The organism is Flavobacterium sp. W22_SRS_FK3 (genome assembly GCF_052113665.1).
In the GTDB taxonomy this organism is placed as follows: Bacteria; Bacteroidota; Bacteroidia; order Flavobacteriales; family Flavobacteriaceae; genus Flavobacterium.
Genome location: NZ_JBGQOF010000003.1, coordinates 277,194 through 295,555 on the forward strand (window position 1 = coordinate 277,194; position 18,362 = coordinate 295,555).

At 33.0% G+C, this 18,362-nt stretch carries 16 protein-coding genes; 3 read left to right on the forward strand and 13 right to left on the reverse strand.

Going from position 1 to position 18,362, the window contains the following annotated elements:
- Window positions 1-2: 2 nt before the first annotated feature.
- The 10 genes from ACEN2I_RS04375 to ACEN2I_RS04420 form a co-directional block, all read right to left on the reverse strand.
- The gene (locus ACEN2I_RS04375; protein ID WP_441764894.1) at window positions 3-5,573 is read right to left on the reverse strand and encodes an Eco57I restriction-modification methylase domain-containing protein; all 5,571 of its coding nucleotides are present in this window, start codon (window positions 5,571-5,573) and stop codon (window positions 3-5) included.
- 38 nt (window positions 5,574-5,611) lie between these two features.
- On the reverse strand, window positions 5,612-6,040 hold the full coding sequence (locus tag ACEN2I_RS04380) for a DUF1896 family protein (protein WP_441764895.1): 429 nt from the start codon (window positions 6,038-6,040) through the stop codon (window positions 5,612-5,614).
- Between the two features lie 11 nt (window positions 6,041-6,051).
- A complete protein-coding gene (locus tag ACEN2I_RS04385) occupies window positions 6,052-6,396 on the reverse strand; it encodes a DUF4134 domain-containing protein (protein WP_441764896.1) in 345 nt (114 codons plus the stop codon).
- A 136-nt stretch (window positions 6,397-6,532) separates the two neighbouring features.
- Window positions 6,533-7,012, reverse strand: coding sequence for a hypothetical protein (locus ACEN2I_RS04390; protein WP_441764897.1), 480 nt, complete (start codon window positions 7,010-7,012; stop codon window positions 6,533-6,535).
- A gap of 361 nt (window positions 7,013-7,373) precedes the next feature.
- Window positions 7,374-9,857 (reverse strand): hypothetical protein, encoded by a 2,484-nt coding sequence (locus tag ACEN2I_RS04395; protein ID WP_441764898.1) that lies wholly within the window; start codon window positions 9,855-9,857, stop codon window positions 7,374-7,376.
- A gap of 542 nt (window positions 9,858-10,399) precedes the next feature.
- The gene (locus ACEN2I_RS04400) at window positions 10,400-10,948 is read right to left on the reverse strand and encodes a hypothetical protein (RefSeq protein ID WP_441764899.1); all 549 of its coding nucleotides are present in this window, start codon (window positions 10,946-10,948) and stop codon (window positions 10,400-10,402) included.
- Between the two features lie 30 nt (window positions 10,949-10,978).
- Entirely contained in the window at window positions 10,979-11,659 is a 681-nt protein-coding gene (locus tag ACEN2I_RS04405) for a hypothetical protein (protein WP_441764900.1), read from the reverse strand.
- A 111-nt stretch (window positions 11,660-11,770) separates the two neighbouring features.
- On the reverse strand, window positions 11,771-12,631 hold the full coding sequence (locus ACEN2I_RS04410) for a helix-turn-helix domain-containing protein (protein WP_441764901.1): 861 nt from the start codon (window positions 12,629-12,631) through the stop codon (window positions 11,771-11,773).
- Between the two features lie 38 nt (window positions 12,632-12,669).
- Window positions 12,670-12,918 carry a hypothetical protein gene (locus ACEN2I_RS04415; protein WP_441764902.1) on the reverse strand — a complete coding sequence of 83 codons (249 nt, stop codon included), beginning with the start codon at window positions 12,916-12,918 and terminating at the stop codon, window positions 12,670-12,672.
- Window positions 12,919-12,920: 2 nt separating this feature from the next.
- Window positions 12,921-13,652 carry a hypothetical protein gene (locus ACEN2I_RS04420; RefSeq protein ID WP_441764903.1) on the reverse strand — a complete coding sequence of 244 codons (732 nt, stop codon included), beginning with the start codon at window positions 13,650-13,652 and terminating at the stop codon, window positions 12,921-12,923.
- 352 nt (window positions 13,653-14,004) lie between these two features.
- On the opposite strand from ACEN2I_RS04420, the gene ACEN2I_RS04425 reads away from it, so the two are divergent.
- The 3 genes from ACEN2I_RS04425 (at window position 14,005) to ACEN2I_RS04435 (ending at window position 16,744) form a co-directional block, all read left to right on the forward strand.
- Complete coding sequence (locus tag ACEN2I_RS04425) at window positions 14,005-15,675, forward strand: tetratricopeptide repeat protein (RefSeq protein ID WP_441764904.1); 1,671 nt, start codon at window positions 14,005-14,007, stop codon at window positions 15,673-15,675.
- A gap of 264 nt (window positions 15,676-15,939) precedes the next feature.
- Window positions 15,940-16,410, forward strand: coding sequence for a JAB domain-containing protein (locus ACEN2I_RS04430; protein WP_441764905.1), 471 nt, complete (start codon window positions 15,940-15,942; stop codon window positions 16,408-16,410).
- Window positions 16,411-16,567: 157 nt separating this feature from the next.
- A complete protein-coding gene (locus tag ACEN2I_RS04435) occupies window positions 16,568-16,744 on the forward strand; it encodes a histone H1 (protein ID WP_441764906.1) in 177 nt (58 codons plus the stop codon).
- Window positions 16,745-17,182: 438 nt separating this feature from the next.
- Here ACEN2I_RS04435 and ACEN2I_RS04440 read toward each other — a convergent pair whose 3' ends face one another.
- The 3 genes from ACEN2I_RS04440 to ACEN2I_RS04450 all read right to left on the reverse strand — a co-directional run bounded on the left by ACEN2I_RS04440 (window position 17,183) and on the right by ACEN2I_RS04450 (window position 18,292).
- Window positions 17,183-17,380, reverse strand: coding sequence for a YqaE/Pmp3 family membrane protein (locus ACEN2I_RS04440; protein ID WP_441764907.1), 198 nt, complete (start codon window positions 17,378-17,380; stop codon window positions 17,183-17,185).
- 148 nt (window positions 17,381-17,528) lie between these two features.
- A complete protein-coding gene (locus ACEN2I_RS04445) occupies window positions 17,529-18,149 on the reverse strand; it encodes an NADAR family protein (RefSeq protein WP_441764908.1) in 621 nt (206 codons plus the stop codon).
- 20 nt (window positions 18,150-18,169) lie between these two features.
- A complete protein-coding gene (locus ACEN2I_RS04450; protein ID WP_441764937.1) occupies window positions 18,170-18,292 on the reverse strand; it encodes a phosphoribosyltransferase-like protein in 123 nt (40 codons plus the stop codon).
- Between the last annotated feature and the right edge of the window lie 70 nt (window positions 18,293-18,362).

The window sequence follows — 18,362 nt, forward strand, 5'->3', positions numbered from 1 at the left end:
TTTTAAAATTTCATCCTGCTACTGCGCCTCATTTCTGAAAAAGAGCGCTCCTGCCATTTATCAGTATTGCTTTCTGCTTCTGTGAGACGCTGTGATTCTTCACTGCTCTTTATTGGCAGTTGAATTACCGGAGCTGTATCGGTTAATTTTGTTTCATTACTGAGGTTAACCTCTTGCGGATTGGCTTCTTTCAATTGGTTCTCCTGAATTTTCAAGGCTATTTCCCTTTCCAAACTAGAGAGATCACTTTTCATTTTTTGCAGTTCATCTTCCTGACTAAATACTCTTGTGGCTAATTTTTGTAATTCCGGCAGTTGGTTTTCAATATCATTAAGTGACTTTTGATATTTAGCCGTGAGATGTTCCACCTTATCAATGGCATTTAGAAAATGACGGGCCGCCAATTTTGGATTGTCCACATTTGGAGTTCCTCCATTGGAAGTATATTTAATACCATCTTCCAAACGTTGTGCATAAAAGCTGTTGGAGTAACGGTACTGGTACAAACCATCATTTTGATAGGCTTCCCGTTCTCTTTTTATATAGAGTCCAAAATCATATAACTTCCCAATCTGTTTGGCCTGGTTTTCTCCTTCTGGAGGTTTCCAGTTTTTATAGAGCAGGATAATTTCTTTGCCGATACTTTCAGGATCTGCTGTCTTGCAGTTATACAACTCTATAGGATTTGCTTTGGAACCATCAGATTCATACTTCAGATTGTTTTTGTAAAAACTGTGATCAGCAGTTAGTTTGTCCAGTGTTTTAGTGGTGATTCCTTTTTCCTCCATTAGGTATTCAACCTGATATTTAGTTCTGGAAATTTCCTTGTAATGTGCTTTTTTAAGGCTTTCCATTACCGTTACTTTTTTCTCCAATTTTGATTTTTCCAGTAATGAAGTATCACCTGATAATACTGCGATATATTCTGAAAAGTTCATTCCACTTTGCTCATCCATGGCTCCCTCATCAATAGTCCTCACATTAAGTTCACAGTTTTTCATCTGACTGATAAAAGTCTGTTTGTTCTTCAAAAGGTTGAATTTGTAATTGTCCAGGGATTGCTCTGTTGCATAGATGAAATTTTTTACTTTATTCCAATAATGCTGTTTGGCGACTTCGTTCCCTTGTCTGCTGCCTCGGCCATTGCGTTGCCCTAAGTCAGATGGCCTCCAGGGAATATCCATATGGTGCATCGCCACAACACGCTTCTGCACATTAAGTCCGGTGCCTGCTTTTTCTGTACTGCCCAAAAGAATACGTATCTCACCGGTATTCATTTTAGAAAACAACTCTGGTTTCTTTTTATCGGTCCAGTCGTGTATATAGGTAATCTCATGAGCCGGGATATTAAAATCCCTTACCAGTTTTTCTTTAAGGGCATCATACATATTAAAGGCATCCGGCTTGGGTGTACCGATATCTGAAAAAACAATCTGAGTGCCTTTATTCTCGATGGAAGCCTGATAAATTTCAGCCACATTTCTGGCGCATGTATTGACTTTATTATTCGGATGATCACCATATCTTTCATCTATCAGCCTCATATCGGCAGCCATTTTTTTAGCGTAATTAGTAGCTATAAGCATCCTGCCTTTATCTTCCTGCGAGGTAAGAGGTGCCCTGCCGATAAGTGTCGCATTACCTGTTTTAGCAAACTGCATTAGCTTGGTGATAAACTCGCTTTGCTCTGATGTAGGGCTGATATTGACAAGCTTCTCCTCAATTTCAGGTTTATCCAGATCAATATGTTTGGCTGTTTTGTAATCGGTAATCTCATTATAGAACAGTGCCAGTTCCGGAACTTTGATAAAATGGCGAAAACGCTCTTTTGCAATAATCTCATTGGTGACAGAAAATTCAAAATCAGTCGTTTTTCTCGCAAAAACAGCTGCCCATCCATCAAAGTTTTCAATATGCTGGCGTTCCATTTCTTTAGGTCGCAGGTATTTGAAAAGCAGGTACATTTCTGTCAGACTGTTTGAAATTGGAGTTCCCGAAAGAAACGTTACACACAAATCCGAATCGAATTTTTCCTGAAGCGTGTGTACCGCAAATAACATATTAAGCGCCTTTTGGCTTCCCTGCATATTTCCAATTCCGGCAACACGGTCATGACGGGTAGTGAAAGTCAGATTTTTGAATTTGTGAGATTCATCTACAAACAAATGATCAATCCCCATTTCTTTAAAGTTGATACCGCTGTCCTTTTTATCTTCTATATCTTTCAGCAGTGTTTTTAGTCTACCATCCAGATTATTTTTTCGTATTTCAAGACCTTTTAATATTTTCTTGGAGATATCGCCTCCCAGATCTCTGGCCGTATCAAGGTCCCGTTCTATATTATCCAGCTCATTTTGTAAGATCTCTTTTTGTATTTCGGGTGACTGCGGAATTTTACCAAATTGATCGTGGGTTAAAATGATACAGTCCCAATTATTATTTTTAATCTCATGGAAGAGTCTCATTCTTTTTGCCGGAGTAAAATCATTTTCACCAGGTGCCAATATTCTTGCATTGGGATAAGCCTTTCGATAGGTTGCTGCAATTTGATTTACATTGGCATTCAATGCCAGTATTGCAGGCTTATGAATAATCCCTAATCGTTTCATTTCATTGGCGGCCACAATCATAGTTAATGTTTTTCCAAGCCCAACCTCATGATCGATTAATGCACCACAGTTCTGAATAATACGCCAGGCCGCATTTTTCTGCGAACTGTACAAGTCATCAATTTCAAGTGCTTTTTTATCCAAACCCGGAAAGCTCAGATGACTTCCGTCATACTCGCGTAATACATAACAATTGAAAGTATTATTATATAGGCTCTCCAGTTCATTTTTATCGCTTATTGGTAATTCCTGTAGCCACTCAATAAAACCATTACGGATGTTTTCTATTTTTTGATGGGCAAGCTGTATGGCTTCATTGTCTGGCAGTCGTATCGGTTTTCCGCCGGCTCCCTCAACTTCGTAGGTAAAAAAGGGAGCCGTATTTTCGAGCGCATGCTCCAATATCGTGTATCCGTAAGTGGTTCGCCCGCTTTTTGGAGTTACCGAAAATTCCCTGTCTATTTTGGTATTGTGTCCTGTACTTACTTTAAAGGTATCCAGTGATGGGAAATAATTAATTTCAGTTGGCTGGTCAAATAGCTTTCCGGCAAAATTTTCATAGTATCGGTTGGGAATCCATCGCTCGCCCAGATTAAAGTCAAGTAATTCAAAAGGGATACGCTCTGGCTGAACTTTTTCCAGTGCCTGCAATCCTTTGTAGTATTGCGTGTTTTCAGGGTATAACTGCACAGCCTGTTTAGCCTGTTGCAACTTTTCTACAACATTGCCGCTTAAATAGAGGTCTGAAGTTTCCCAATTCTGACTTGTAGGATTCAAATAAATTTGATGGTTCAGACGTTCTATAACTTCGTTTTGTTCAAGTCCTGTCGCAGCAGTTATAAATCCTAAGTCAACAGCTCCTTTTTCATTCAGACTGCGTGCCAGGGCTTCAACCGGATCATCTGTATAATAGCGCTCTTGCTGTTTTACTACAGACTCACTTAGGATATCAGACTTCACATAACGTTCGCCTTCTTTGCGTTCCAATGAAGAAAGAATGGTGAAACCAAAAGCGGAATCCTGCATGATTAACCTGCGATTCTCAGCACTGTTCAAAATACCATAGTGGGAAACAAATTTGGTATACTGCTCATCTAGATTTTTCCGAACCTGTTCACTGCCAGCTTTATCTGATTGCTCTTTCTCAAACAATTCCAGATAATGATCCCGAATAGCAATATAGGAATCATAGAATTTCAGATTGCCTTGTGATGCTATTGGCCGGAAAAAGGCTTGTTTGTGCTGCTCATTGATATCACTGATAATTCCAACGGATTCTCCAACTCTAACCAGAGTGCCTTCTGTATAAAAAGATTTCAATGAAGCAACTTCTTCATAAAGTCTTCTTTCAAGGTTAAAAGCAGGTTCAAGGGTTTTATCTCCTTCATAAATATACTTGTGATTATAATATTGAAGGGTATTGGATAAAGCCAATAACTCATGCGGCAGTAATCCGCCATTAATCCAATTGGCTGAAAAGCCATCGATTTCTTTTACATTCGAATATAATTTATACAGGTATCGATTAGTCTTAATTTGTTTAGCAGCAATAAGCACCACATTTTCATGCGAGGGATTATCATTAGTGCGTATGGTACTGAGTATTCGTGCTGTTTTTTTATCCACTACAGTTTCATCAAGGGGATTGATGTAATCCATAGCACGGTTGATATTCTCTGCAGGCACAGTATCAAACAACCCAAGCTGGACTGAAATACCGCTTGCTTTACTCTCAGGCATGGGTAAATAAGTGAATGTAGGCCCAATTGCTTCAGCGGGCTGAACAATCTCCGTTTTTTGAGCCTGTTCAAATCGTTCGGGGTTAAAGTTTTCTTTTAATCCTTTGGTAATATTTTCTACAAGATGGTTTCCAATAGAATTTATATCACCGTTTTGTCTCACACTTTGGTGCGCCTGTCCGTATTGGTTTTTACCGGCTTGTATTTCATTCCCAATAATGAGCTCTTCTCTATTGTGCAGATATTTATTAATACTGTATTTTCCAAATTCATTTTCAAGTTCAATAGTTTGCAGCAGCTCTTTTTCATTGTCAGACAATGTTTCTTTGTTCTCATTTTTCTGCACAATAAGCAAATGATTGGGAGCATCTGTATTTCCTGTTTCTTTCATCAGGTTGTCAGGCATAACTGCCACACTCACAAAATCCGCATTTTGAAAAAGATATTCACGTACACTCTGATTCGAAGGGCTGTTTAAAAAACCGTCTGTAGTTATGTATGCCATAATACCGCCATCAGCGAGTTTGTCCAATCCTTTTGCAAAAAAGTAATTGTGAATTTTCCCCGAAATCGTTTTATTGGGATAGGCTTGGTCATACACAGAAAAATTACCAAAAGGAATATTGCTGACCACAAGATCATAACTCCCATTATCATTTGTTGGAGCTTCTTCGAGTCCTATTACATGTGTGGTATTTTTGGTTGAGAGTGTACTATTTAATGTAGAAAGCACCAGTCCGCTCAATCGGTCTTTTTCCACAGCAGTAATTTGTTCCAAACTTGAAAGTGCATTGTCTGCTTCAGTGATAAAAATGCCTGATCCTGCTGATGGCTCGTACAACCTTTTAGGGTTAATACCTTGTTTTTCCAAAGCAGCGTACAAAGTTTTAGGTACAATTTCCGGCGTATAAAATGCAGTAAGGACGCTATTGCGAAGTGAAGAAACAACTGCATTATACTCTTTTTCAGAATAGTGTTTTTGAAGCAATTCATGCAGTCTTGTCATTTCCGGATGCAACTTCAGATCTTCTTTAGTAGCGCCGGATTTTATCCAGTCTTCGGTAGTGCCATTTGGGTATAATACAGCCTTGATACCTCCGAAGCCGGCATATGCCTTAAGCGCGTCAACTGCTTCTGCCGATAAAGCATCACCTTGCTGCCATTGCATTGCAATGGTAATCGCCTTGATATTGGTATTTAGTTTTTGGGATTGATTGTAAGCCATAATTACTCCTTTTCATACTACACACTGCTATAAATAGCTCAATTCAGATATTCAGCAATCTGACCGATAAGGGCATTTCTCAAATTAGGATCTTCTTCATTTTCTTTAGTAAAACCAATAGTTTCAAAAACCGTCTTGCAGCTTTCCATAAGATTGATTACTTCAAAGGCCAGGATACCTGATTCCTGAAAAGCGGCATAGGTTTTCTCAAACTCATCCGAAAGAAGGGAGCGGATATATAAAAACCGGGAAGGTTTCAGATCTTCGGTAAGTACATTGAGACAGATTTCTTCGATGATATATTGAGGTGTATCATCAGATAGCATATCGTCCAATATGGATTTTACACTACTTATTTTCTCATTGAGATAATCTAGTACTCCGTATTCTTCTTGAAGTGTAAACATCAAATCGGGATTGTTATGGATAATGTAAAACCATAACTTTTCTTTGAGTAAATCTTCCATAACGATTTGTTTTAAATCCCAAAGAAGGATTTGATTACGGTGGCCACTACTACCAGAAAAACACAACTTCCAAACCAGGCTGCCGCTACTTTTCCAGTATCCGGATCACCAGCATTCCACTTTTGATATACCTTCACAGCACCAATGAGTCCAAGTAATGCTCCAACGGCATACATGAGTTCCGTTCCTGCATCAAAATAGCTTCGTACCTGTTGGTTGGCCTCATTGATTCCTGCCAGACCATCCTGGGCATAGGTTTCATAACTGATCACAAAAAGGATTTGTGTCAGAAGCATACAGATCTTATTTGTTTTTTCTTGAATAAACTTTTTAAAATTCCAGTTCCACTTTTTCATCACACATTATTTTAAATTTTAAAAATTCAGATAAAAAACGGAGGTGTAGCCGCTGTCGCAGTTCCACTTTCCTGTTACATATGCCATACTGCGCCGGGATGGACAGGGGCAATTCCTCCGTTATATTTTTTAGAGTTTATTCCCAAAGGGCTTCTGCTTCGTTCTGGGTTAAAGTAATTGATTCGAGTTTCTCACATTCTGAAACTATCAGTTCACTTACTGAGGAATTAAAAGGTGAGTTTTTCACTGAGGGAAATTCTCTAAGAAGAAGTTGCAGATAATAGGTAAACTCTTTTTTGACTAATTTTTTCTTTGCGGCATCTTCAATAAAAGTTTTTAATCTTGCCACCAAAACATCAACGTCCTGAAAAGTGGTGTCAAATTCTCCAAAAGAAGTTTGGTTTGAAGTCAGTTCAGGAGAATCATGATCCTTTAATTCGGGTTCAATATCTTGGTAGATTGCATTTTCAAATCCACGGAATTGAAGTTTCCGCTTTCCAGATATGATTTCTTTGAAGTCATCAAAATAAAATCGAAATCCAACAAATAAATACCAGCTTGCCAATAGCAGAATAACTACAACTATGTAATTACTCCATGAAATGTTTATAAACATACCTCATCATTTTATCGTTCTACATTAGTTTCTCACAATCCCGGTAAATGGATAATTCCAAACCAGGTTCTTCATCATTACAAGGCAAAGAAACGATAGAGATAAAACTGATACAAGTACAACTTTTTGTTGTACCCCAGTTGTACCCCATTGAACCCCCAGTAAAATCAAGGAGAAAAAAAAATAAAAAAAATAAAAAAAGCCTCGTAGTTTAGGAGGCTTAAAAAAATATAAGAGTTTATGGAAGATTTTTATAAATTGTTTCTGTCAAATATCTATTTTATTTTTGAATCATTTTTTTAAAATTCAAAATAATTTTCATCGGAATATTATATTAACATTTCTACCTTTCATAATAGTTTTATTTTTTCCCTAATCTTTCTAAATATTCACCTAAAGGTATGTCAAGTCCTATACTAAAAAAACCATTCTCACCAAAATTTCCTCCTTCAATAAAAGGTAGACAATATGATATATTAAAATCTAAAGCATTGTAAAATCGTAGACCTAATCCCACACCAATATGGGGATAATCAAAATTTTCATTGGTGGTTGTGTTTGCTAAGCTATACAGTAAACCTGAGCCATAAATGATTCCGTAAAATTTATTTAGAAAAGGATTTTTAATGTTGGTATATACTTTATCATCTACCAAGTTCGTAAATCCTTTTTCTTTTCTAAATGTATTAATTGTAAATTGAACTCCGATTTTCTCAGATGCAAAACCAATATTATCAATTTTTTCAGTTGCGCCTGGGAGCATAACACTTTTTGGAAAGAAATTTTCACTTATTCCTAAAGTAAAATACAATGAAAACCACGATCTATTTTTTCTATTATAATATTGCTGAAGATCATTTAAAAATGAAACCACATCAACCTCAATATATTGCTCACTTGTGTTAAGTAAGGTGTATTTTTTTATTCCATTAATAAATAAAATATAAATAGGTTGAAAATTGGGTGGCAGACATTTAGTGACATTCTCATTATTTTGCTGAATTAAATTTACGACACTTTGATAAGTTTCAGCCTTATTTAATTTGTCTAGATTAGAAATAAAAGTGAAGATGTTGTTAAGTTTGGAATTATATATAAACTCACCATCGTCATTAGCATCATTAATAATTTTTATCTTTAGAAGATTATTTAAGATCCTAAGATTTGTAATTATTTTTGTGAAATCGGATGTCTTAGCAAAAAAAGAATATTTTAAAAATTGTGGTATTATTTGCTTTTCTATATAATTTACATCAGCAATTGTGATAGTATTTTTATTCGCAATCGTTTCAAGGTTGGCGTAAAAGGTAGAGATTGCTTGAGAATACTCCTTTGTTATTTTTAATTCTTCATCACTTTTTAAATCCAATCCTAATGTAAACTCCTTTTTATTAAGTAAATTATCAATTAGAAATTTAAGATATAATTGTAAAAAATCTTCTTTCTGAAATATGACAAGCAAGTCTGCTTTTATTGTGTTTTCTGAATCTAAGATTTGATCTGGTGTGTAAGAAAGTACATATTGGTTAATATTTTTTATAATACCATCTATATAAACTTCATTTTCTAGTTTAGTTGGATTAAGAGAAGATTGAGATGACATAACAAGTTTAGTTATTGCCAATATATTAGTTTTTAAATCTAATAATTTTTTATTAAGTTCTAAATTACCAGCTTTGATATCATTGTATTTGTCCAGTAAGGATTTCAAAGTGTCATTTTGTTCTACAGATAACTTACTGTTTTGAATTCGTTTTTGTATTTCCTTAGAATCAATAAGACTATCTACCTTTAGATCAAATCCTTTATCTTTAATTAAGTTTGTCGATTTTTCAAGTTTTTCCTTATTTAATCTTAAGTCTTTGAGTACTTTTGCCAATTGGGATAAGTTGTTTTTTAAATTTGCATAGTTTTCATTTTGCGTTTTTTTATAATTAAATTCCTCTATATGGTTAGCATAATTCGCGAAAGCCGATTTAAAATTTTTGTCAGGACTAATTTTGACTAATAATTCTGGAAAACTTGAAGATGGAAACAATGCCAAAATTTCTTTGTTATAATCTTGAAGTAAAGTGTTTTTGATATCAAGTGGTTTTGCTCCTTTATATCTAGAATAAAACTCCTGTATAACGTCATAATTTTTTACATATTTATCAATTTGGTTCGTAATTTTTGTTGCAAGATTTTGTAGATTAGTTCGCATATTCTTACTGTTTCTTGTCAAATAAGTGTATTGCTTTCCTTCCATATAGTTTATCGGATTTTTATAAAATCCTTTTTCTTTTATTTTTTGAGAATTACTTAGTGATAATGAAACAATATCTACAATTAATTTATAGTCCAGAGTTTTACTAATTGTATCCGACAGATCAAAATCTTTATTTATTTTATAGCCTTCTTTTATGTCCGCATTTATTTGAGTTAAGAGTGTTCTTATTTCGGAGTCCTGCAGATCATAGTTTGGAGAATTATAATCATATACAACCGCTAACCCTAATGCTATTGAATAATTAGTTGTTAATTCTAAGATTTCTTTTTTAATAACTTGTGGATTTTTTTCATTCAGCAATGTGTTTAGACAATTCTGGATGTAAAATTTCGTAGCGAAATTTCCAGCTGGAAATTTATCATACAAAAACCGTTTCAGTGCTTCTTTTTTTAACTCTTTCTGTTTCTCCATTATTATTTCTGTCAGAACTTCTACATCTATAGTACCTTTTTTCATGGTTAATTCACCAAGTCCAACACCTAAAGTCGGGTTGACTTGTGTATAGGTTAATGAGGGAATCATTAAAATGAATAGTAAAATTAGAAAAGTAGTAATTGGAGTTTTAGTAATGTTCATATCATTTAGAATTGATTTAAATCTTGTACTAATTAAATGCAAAATGTTTTGATAATAGTTCATTGAAAACTTAACGTTTATAACTTTAGATGACATAATGAATTTTAAAATGGATGCATTTTAACATGATATTTTTATTTAGCAATTTTAGTTATAAATAAATTATAAAACACAGGTGTTTATACGGTTTTTTATTATTAAACATCTGTATATCTGCATATTATTTGTTTTTTTTTTTAGTTTGTAGAGATAACCGTTTTCTTTATTAATATTAAAAGATGTTTTTCTTTAAAGACTGTAATTCTTTAGGTAATTTATTTCAAATTGAGATTAACTTTAAATTATTGGAATGTCGAAGAGATAATCAAAATGAGAGGAATAATTAGATTATTCTCTAATTCAAGGCTAGTTAGTATAAATTTATAACAAGAGTAAAATAGAAAAAGAAAATATTATAATAGCCCACAAATTTGAGATCAGCGGGCTATTATTTTTCTAGACTAATTACTAATTTAATGAAAAAAACAAGTATAGATTAACTTCTAAAATGATAAAAATTCAATTTCCGATTTTTTATCCATGAGCTTCCATCCATCTTCTGCTCGTATAAAATATACTTCATGACTAAGTGTATCTTTCAAACCATTTTTAATTGCAGCAGCAAAAACATTTTTTTTTCGAATAGTAGTAAATTCTACAATTGCCTTATTACCGGAACTCATCATCCTTATTTCTTTGATTGCTCCAAATTCTTCATCTGCTACTTTTACACGTTGGATTTTACTTATTTTATCCTCTTTAGGTGTAGGTAGCAAATAGGGTTTTGCTGCAGCAGTAAAATTTACAAAAGCCATTGTATCGCCAAATTTTCTGGTTTGGAGTACTTTTACAAGTCCTTTTTCTACGAGCCCTGATTTAAAAATGGTATAAGCATGCGTTGGATCACCGCAAAAAATATCATGGTGTACGATAGTAGGGTAATGATTTTTTTCCAAAATAAGAGCAGTAGCCAATTTCTCATCAAGCTTTTTAGGCTCACAGCCTGTGATTATTAAAATCACTGTAGTTAAAATATAAGATAGATTTTTCATGTTTTTAAATTTTAAATTAGTAGTATTTGATTAATATTCTTTAATCTGTTTGATCATGCGTTCCAATGTTTCAATTGCTATTTGCTTATCCCTTTCTTCAAAAACATAAGCCTTGCTCCGCATGGCATTGTATGAAAGATCTGCTTTGTTTGGAGTGGATAAAAAAGGAACGATTGTTTTAAACAAATGATTCATTGATTTTGAAATAAGAATTTTTAATTCATCGGATGCCCTTAATATTAAGGCTGTTTGATCGGTTGATAGTTTACATAAAACTTTACCAGAAAAGCCATTCATTATTAAAGGACTAGTTGTCTTCCTTTCAACAATTTGAAAAGGTGCAGTTAAATAGTTTGCGAATCTTGATTCTACAAAAATTATTAATTCATTCAAACAGGATATTAAAGTAGTTGTTACTTCTTTTAGACTATCCCTGTGTAAATCATTACTATTATTTATTTCTGTGATTTTATCTAAAAGAAATAATAATGTGGAATAATAATTTCCAACTAAAATTTTTATCTGTTTCTCCTTAGTAAGTGAAAAAACCTGTATAGTAAACTGTGACTGAATAAAAAATGTTTGTTCATTCGCTTTTTCAATAATCTCTCTTGATTGAATTGGAGAAATCATAGTAAGATCGGTTTTGTTGGGATTAAGGGTTGAAGTCACCGTTAAGTCCATCCATTCTAAAAGATAGGTTTGAGTCATTTCTTTTACTTTTATTTAGTAAATATTTCTCTCGACTTGCAATCGACAGTACTCTAAATCATTGCTTATAGAACATTCTTAACCCAGTCAAAACATTTATTATATTAGTATTTAATTGAAATTTAATTGTAAACGGTATTCGGAAGGAGACAGGGAAGTATGCTTCTTAAAAAAAGTACTGAAAAAAGAAGTATTGGCAAATTTCAGTTCTTCTGAAATATATAAAATGGTTAAATCATTATTTTGAAGCAGGATTTTGGCCTCCAGAATGATTGCATTTTCTATGCATTGTTTCGCTGTGATTTCCGTAATCCGTTTGACAGTTTTAGTAAGATGTCCTGTAGAAACATTTAGGCTATTTGCATAGAATTTCACACTGTGTTCTTTTCTGCAGTTTAGTTCTAATAACCTAAAAAAATGGATAACTATTTTTTCATTACCGGTATGTTTGACATTATCATACCAGGATGATCGATAATATGTTCCAGCCAGTTCGTAAAGGAAAAGATTAAAACTCAAAAGCAATGTTTCTTTTTTCAAAATATTCTTATTTGAACTTCTGACCTTACTATTGATTAATTTAAGTAAATCTACAAGTAATCCAATTTCTTTATTTTTGAGAAAAATCTTGGAAGTATTTTTTGCAATAAAAAATTCAAAATATCCTATGTGTGGCCATCTTATACTATTAGCAAAAGCAAACTCCGAAGAGAATGAAAGCTGGCATATTTGCAATTGATTGCTCATTATTAAAACTTCACAAATAGACTTTTTTGGAATAACGATTAGTTCATTGATAAATAAATGAATCTTCTTACTGTTGATCAACAGGCATACTGCTCCGGAATTTATAATCAAAACGGTAAATCGATTCAATATAATTGATTCTTTAAAAGCAATTCTGGAGGAGAACGTTTCAAAGATGTAGACTTGTAAGCCTGATGGGTTGTATTTTGATTTTAGAGATGCCAAAATAAGCGCTTTAAAATGTTTAATTGTGCTAGAAAGTATTACTTATCGAATAATCTGGCCATCAATGAAACGCAAACGAACAATAAATTTGAAATGCCGTTTACAAAAAATAGATATGCCAATTTTCTGGGAGAATCAGTTTTTATCCCGCCGTCGGTTAAATAGCCTATTATTTCATCATAGGATAATAGATCTATGATGAAATAAAGGCTCACAATATTGAAAAGAATCAAAAACACGCAATACACATATTGCAATTGTTTTTCGATCGACTCTGTTATATACATAACTATTCTGTTTGGAGATTTTGAATTATGAGTCCTGTCACTATTGATTTATTAATTGCAGTTGAAGAATTTGCTACTGCACCTTGTACCGCTCCAACACGATTTCCTACAGAAGTTTCCCAATCCTTATCTTTACGTTCTTTAGCATAATACGCTGAATATCTTGCTATAGAGGAAGTCGTGAGAATGATCCTCTTATCCTCATTGCTAAACTGTGTGTTGGATATAACGAGTGCCTCGAATGAGATTATGGATTGATGAATGACAGCATATTCATTAGTTTCCCATAACAGTATGGAATCCATAAAATTGGAAAGAGAAATTTTAGCGGCATTTGTCATTGAGGAATTTGCAATCGCCTGCTCTAATTTTATTTGAGGATCATCGATAGTTTCTTGAATTTCCTGAAAATTGCAGGGAAGACTTATTGCCATATTTAAAAGATCGCTATTCAAAACTGAGATAGAATCTACTTTTTGGCTAATTTGAGCAATCGTATTGAAAGGATAATTTTCAGACAGGTAAACATCAAGGATGTCATTATGTATTTTACCTGCTATGTCATATGCATTAGCCGGATTTTCAGGGCTCAGGTTCTGAAGCAGTTTTGCCGTTTTTTTAGACTCCTCTTCTGTTAAAGTACTACCTAAAACTTCTGTATTGTCAATATTATCATTGGTACAAGAAACGGATAGTGATGTAAGGATCACTAGCAATAATAAAAAAATTTTCATGATAAAAGTGTTAAATGTAAAGACTGCTTTTTTTCAGTCAGTTCATTTCACCCGGGTTAGCAGAACTTTAATCCGGCACGATGCCAAATGTTTTTGCTATTGAATTCAAGACAAATCTAGAAGTAGAATTTTTTATTTGCAAAACGTTGTATGTGGATTTTCCGAATTTAGGATATCGATTTTCCGAAAATTGACATACCTTTTTTAATTGAAAACACACTAATTATCAATATATTACGTTGTTAATGATGCTGTTTTAAACAAAACACAATATTATATTTGCTCTATAGTGTTTTTAGCTGATAAAAATGCATTTTCATTTCAAGTAATGTCTCATTTTTTAATTTAACTTATGATTAAAAATTATATATTATTAGTAATTATTTGCTTTGGAAATCAATTGTATGCGCAGGAAATGGAATCGAAAATTTCCGATACGCTTCAAAGAAAAAATTATGATTACCTTTTTGAATGTATAGAAGCTACGGCTGAGGATAAAATAAAACAAGCATATTATCTTCAATACTTTTTGAGCAAGGCAAAAACGGATAAAAATTCCAAGGAAATTGTAAATGGATATAAAAATTATTTATTCTATTCTCCTGAAAAATTAAAATTGGTATATGCTGACAGTATGATTTATACTGCTAAAAAAGCCACTGATAATGCTCTTATTGGCTCTGCTTATCTTTCAAAAGGAATTGTTTACTATGGACAGAAAAAACATAAACATGCTCTTGATAATTATCTTGTAGCCGATAATTATATTTCGAAAACCAGCGACAAGTATCTGACTTATAAGGTTAAATACAATATTGCAGGTGTAAAGTATTATCTCGGATTCTATGATGAGGCAATTTCGCTCTATACCGAATGCATTGATTATTTTAAAGGAAAGAATTCAAGAGCATATTTGAATTCATTGCATTTGCTTGGTTTGTGTTATAACAGAATTGGTAATTACGGCTTATGTTCTGAAATAAATGAAAAAGGTATTCAGGAAGGAATAAGATTAGACAATAATGAAATGAAAGATTACTTCATTCATTCAGAAGGTATTAATCAATATTTTAAAAATAATTATAACACAGCTATAAAAAAGATTACCTATTCAATTCCGACCATAAATAAAAACAAGGATTTTGCAAATGAGTCTGTTGGTTATTTTTACATTGGAAAAAGCTATTGGGATCTCCATAAACCAGAAATGGCTTTGCTGTATTTTTTAAAAGTTGATAAGATTTTTGATGATAAAGGATATATACGTCCCGACTTGCGTCAGAACTATGAACTGATTATCAAATATTATAAATCTAAAAACAACTTGCAGAAACATCTTTATTACATTGAGAAATTACTTAAAGCAGACAGTGTGCTGGATAACAGGTTTAGATATCTTTCCGGCAGAGTTCGCAAAGTGTATGATACAAAAGTCTTACTAAAAGAGAAGCAGGATATTGAAGATTTATTTAATAAGAGGAAGTATAATGATTTTATTTTTACTGGTATCGTAGTAGTATTATTTTTAATCGTATCATTCATTGCTTACAGGCATATCAGAAATAAGAATGTTTACAGGCAAAAATTTGAGGAATTGATGGCAAAAAACGAGGCTGTTTCTAAAGTAGAATTCAGAAATGAAAATAAAGGAATTGGAAATATAAATAAAGATACCGTTGCAGATATACTTAAACAATTGGAAAAATTCGAAAAAGATAAAAAATTTCTAGCAAAGGACCTGACTTCCGCAAAGCTTGCTACTATATTCAATTCCAATCCAAAATATTTATCACAGATAATTTATCAATTCAGAGGAAAAAAATTTGTGAAATACATTGCTGATCTTAAAATCAATTATCTAATAAAGTTGTTAAAAGAGGATAGTAAAATAAGGAAATATTCCAATAGTGCATTGGCTGAAGAAGTTGGCTTTAGCAGTACTAAAACATTTACTCAGGCTTTTTTTGCAGAAGCCGGATGTCCAACTTCTTATTTTATTAAAGAAATAAATAAGAAAAATTAATTCAAAAACAGGTAAAATCTTATTTGCCTAACAGTAATACCGCCACTTGATTTCTTTGTAGAAAACATGGATTGCTAATTGTCATTTTTCAAGAACACTATTCTGTCAATTAATACTATTACAAAGTTCGGGTAATGGCTAAGGTTCGCTACAAAAAATTCCCCCATAAATGCCAGGTATGCACCTGACTTTATTGCGTTGCTTTTTGCGCTCGCTAACCACTACCCGCCAACGGTACTATTATTAATTCAAAAATATAGTATCATGGAAAATTCAGTAGCAACACCAAATTTATTAATCGTTTCGGAAATCGAGCTATCCTATAAAACAAGAGTGAAAGCCATAGACAGACCAAAGATAACCTCTTCGGTTGAGGCCTATAATATAACGATGCAGTTATGGAATGCAAATACGATAGAGTTCTTCGAAGAATCTAAAATCTTACTGCTTAATAACAGTAATAAAGTATTAGGAGTTTACACCATCTCTTCAGGAGGGATCTCAGGGACTTTAGTAGACCTAAGATTAATATTTGCAGCAGCATTAAAAGCCAATGCTACAGGAATTATCTTGATTCATAATCATCCCTCTGGTCAACTAATAGCTAGCGAGGCCGATAAGGCAATTACCAGAAAAGTAAAAGAAGCAGGTAGTATTTTAGAAATAACCCTTCTGGATCATCTCATTATTACTAACGAAAGTTACTTTTCCTTTGCAGATGAAGGGGTTTTATAACCCCTTTTTTTGAGGTTGCCACTTTCACTTTTTAGAATGTTCCAACGTATTCTAAACTGGGGGCTAAAAAAGCAATTAGAGGATTAATTTTAACAACATCTTTAGAGTCTATAAACACTAAAATTTTACTTTTGCATTTTTAATTAAAAATTGTATCATGAAAGATCTAGTTGCAAAAATCAATGCAGAAATTGAAACATTTAAAACAGAGTCTGAATCACTGGTTGAAAAAGGAGTGAAAGCTGCCGGAGCAAGAGCTCGTAAATCAACTTTAGAGATTGAAAAACTTTTAAAAGAGTTTAGAAAAGTTTCTATTGCAGAGTCGAAAAAATAATTCAATCTTACTTTACTTAAAAAGCCTTTCATATTTTCTGAAAGGCTTTTTACTTTGATGAAATCAGATAATAAAAATATAGTTGTCACACATCATGTACCCACTTTTGTGAATTATCCAGAAAAATATTGCAATAGTAAAATCATTATTACTGACTGCTGAAGATGATTTTATTCTGCCGGAGAGCATTAAATTTGATATCGAAAATTTTGTAGAAGTTGTTAAAGACGATTTACCGGACAAACAAATTTTTAAAGAAAGAGGGGTAGGAAATGTCAATGTAAAAGAGTTGTTTGAGCTTGTAATTCGAGCTTTTACTATTCAGTAAACTTAAATATAAAAATTTATGGTCTTTCAGAATCACAGAAAGCTTTTTATTTTCAAGTTATGATATGAAGCTCGAATATTATGTATAAAGCGTGGACACTAAATTTATAATTATTTAGATTTCATAGCCTTTATTAGTTTGTTGTTGCGCTTATCAGCTCTGGCATTTTGTAGTGAAATAACAGCCCAAATGGCTGCCGGAATCCAACCAATCAAGGTGATTTGCAGTATCAGACAAAGAATCGATGTTAATATTCTCCCTCGTAGAAAAAAAGAAAGAAAAGGAAAGAAAATAGCAATTAGTGTCATAGGTTTCCGTTTATTCGTTAAAGTATGTAGTCATTTAATGAGTGTGAGAACTCGCGCCAGTGGAATACTTTCACTCATAAATAAGCTTAAATCTAATTAGATATTTTGATGAAAAATGTATTAGTATCTAAAATTAGATTTAAATAAACTAAGCATAATCTAAATCAAAAATAAAGTGATTTTCATATTCAATTTCCGGATTGCAGACCGTCTCAATTTCTGAACCATAAAGAAGAAAACCATTAATATTTAATGGGCTAACGCAATCAATAGAATTATTCTTATGCACAAACTCAGATCGTAATTGCATTAACAATCTTCCCAGTGCATTTTTACCTCTTAAGGTATTATGTCCTTCGGGAACCACAGCCCAATCTTTATCCTTGCTAGATAATTCAACTATTGGGGAATCTGCAGTTTTTTGTAAGAGGTTGTAAAACTTCTCTGAGTTCTGAGAAAGCTTTACCTTCAATACCCAATACATGATATCATATTTTATTTCTTCCCAATCTTGTCTTGTATGTCCATGATATTTACGGCTGATCATTTTGGCAGTCATAGGACTATTTTGAGATATTATTTCTTCTTGAATTTGAGGAAACAAAGGGAATCTGCAGACTTGATATAATGCTTCAGCAGAAGGTATAATTATATCATTAACACGTAAAGAATACCCGGGAGCCATATTAGATAATCCTCCAAATTCTTCCTTAGTACTTTTAAAAGCTATAACATCAGAGCTGTTATATGTTCTTTCAGATATTTTCATATTGCAAATTAATGAAAAAATTAATTAGTTCCTCTGTTCCTTAAACAAAATAACGGAATCCAGTCGTGACCTGGTACATCCCACCAAAATATAACGGGACATGTATTAGATATATTTCTCCATGTAAAAAAAGAGTGCCTAATTCATATTGCTTGCCCTATTTAGTATGTAGCTGCACTCTCACAGTAAATCTCTTCATAGTTTATTATTTTT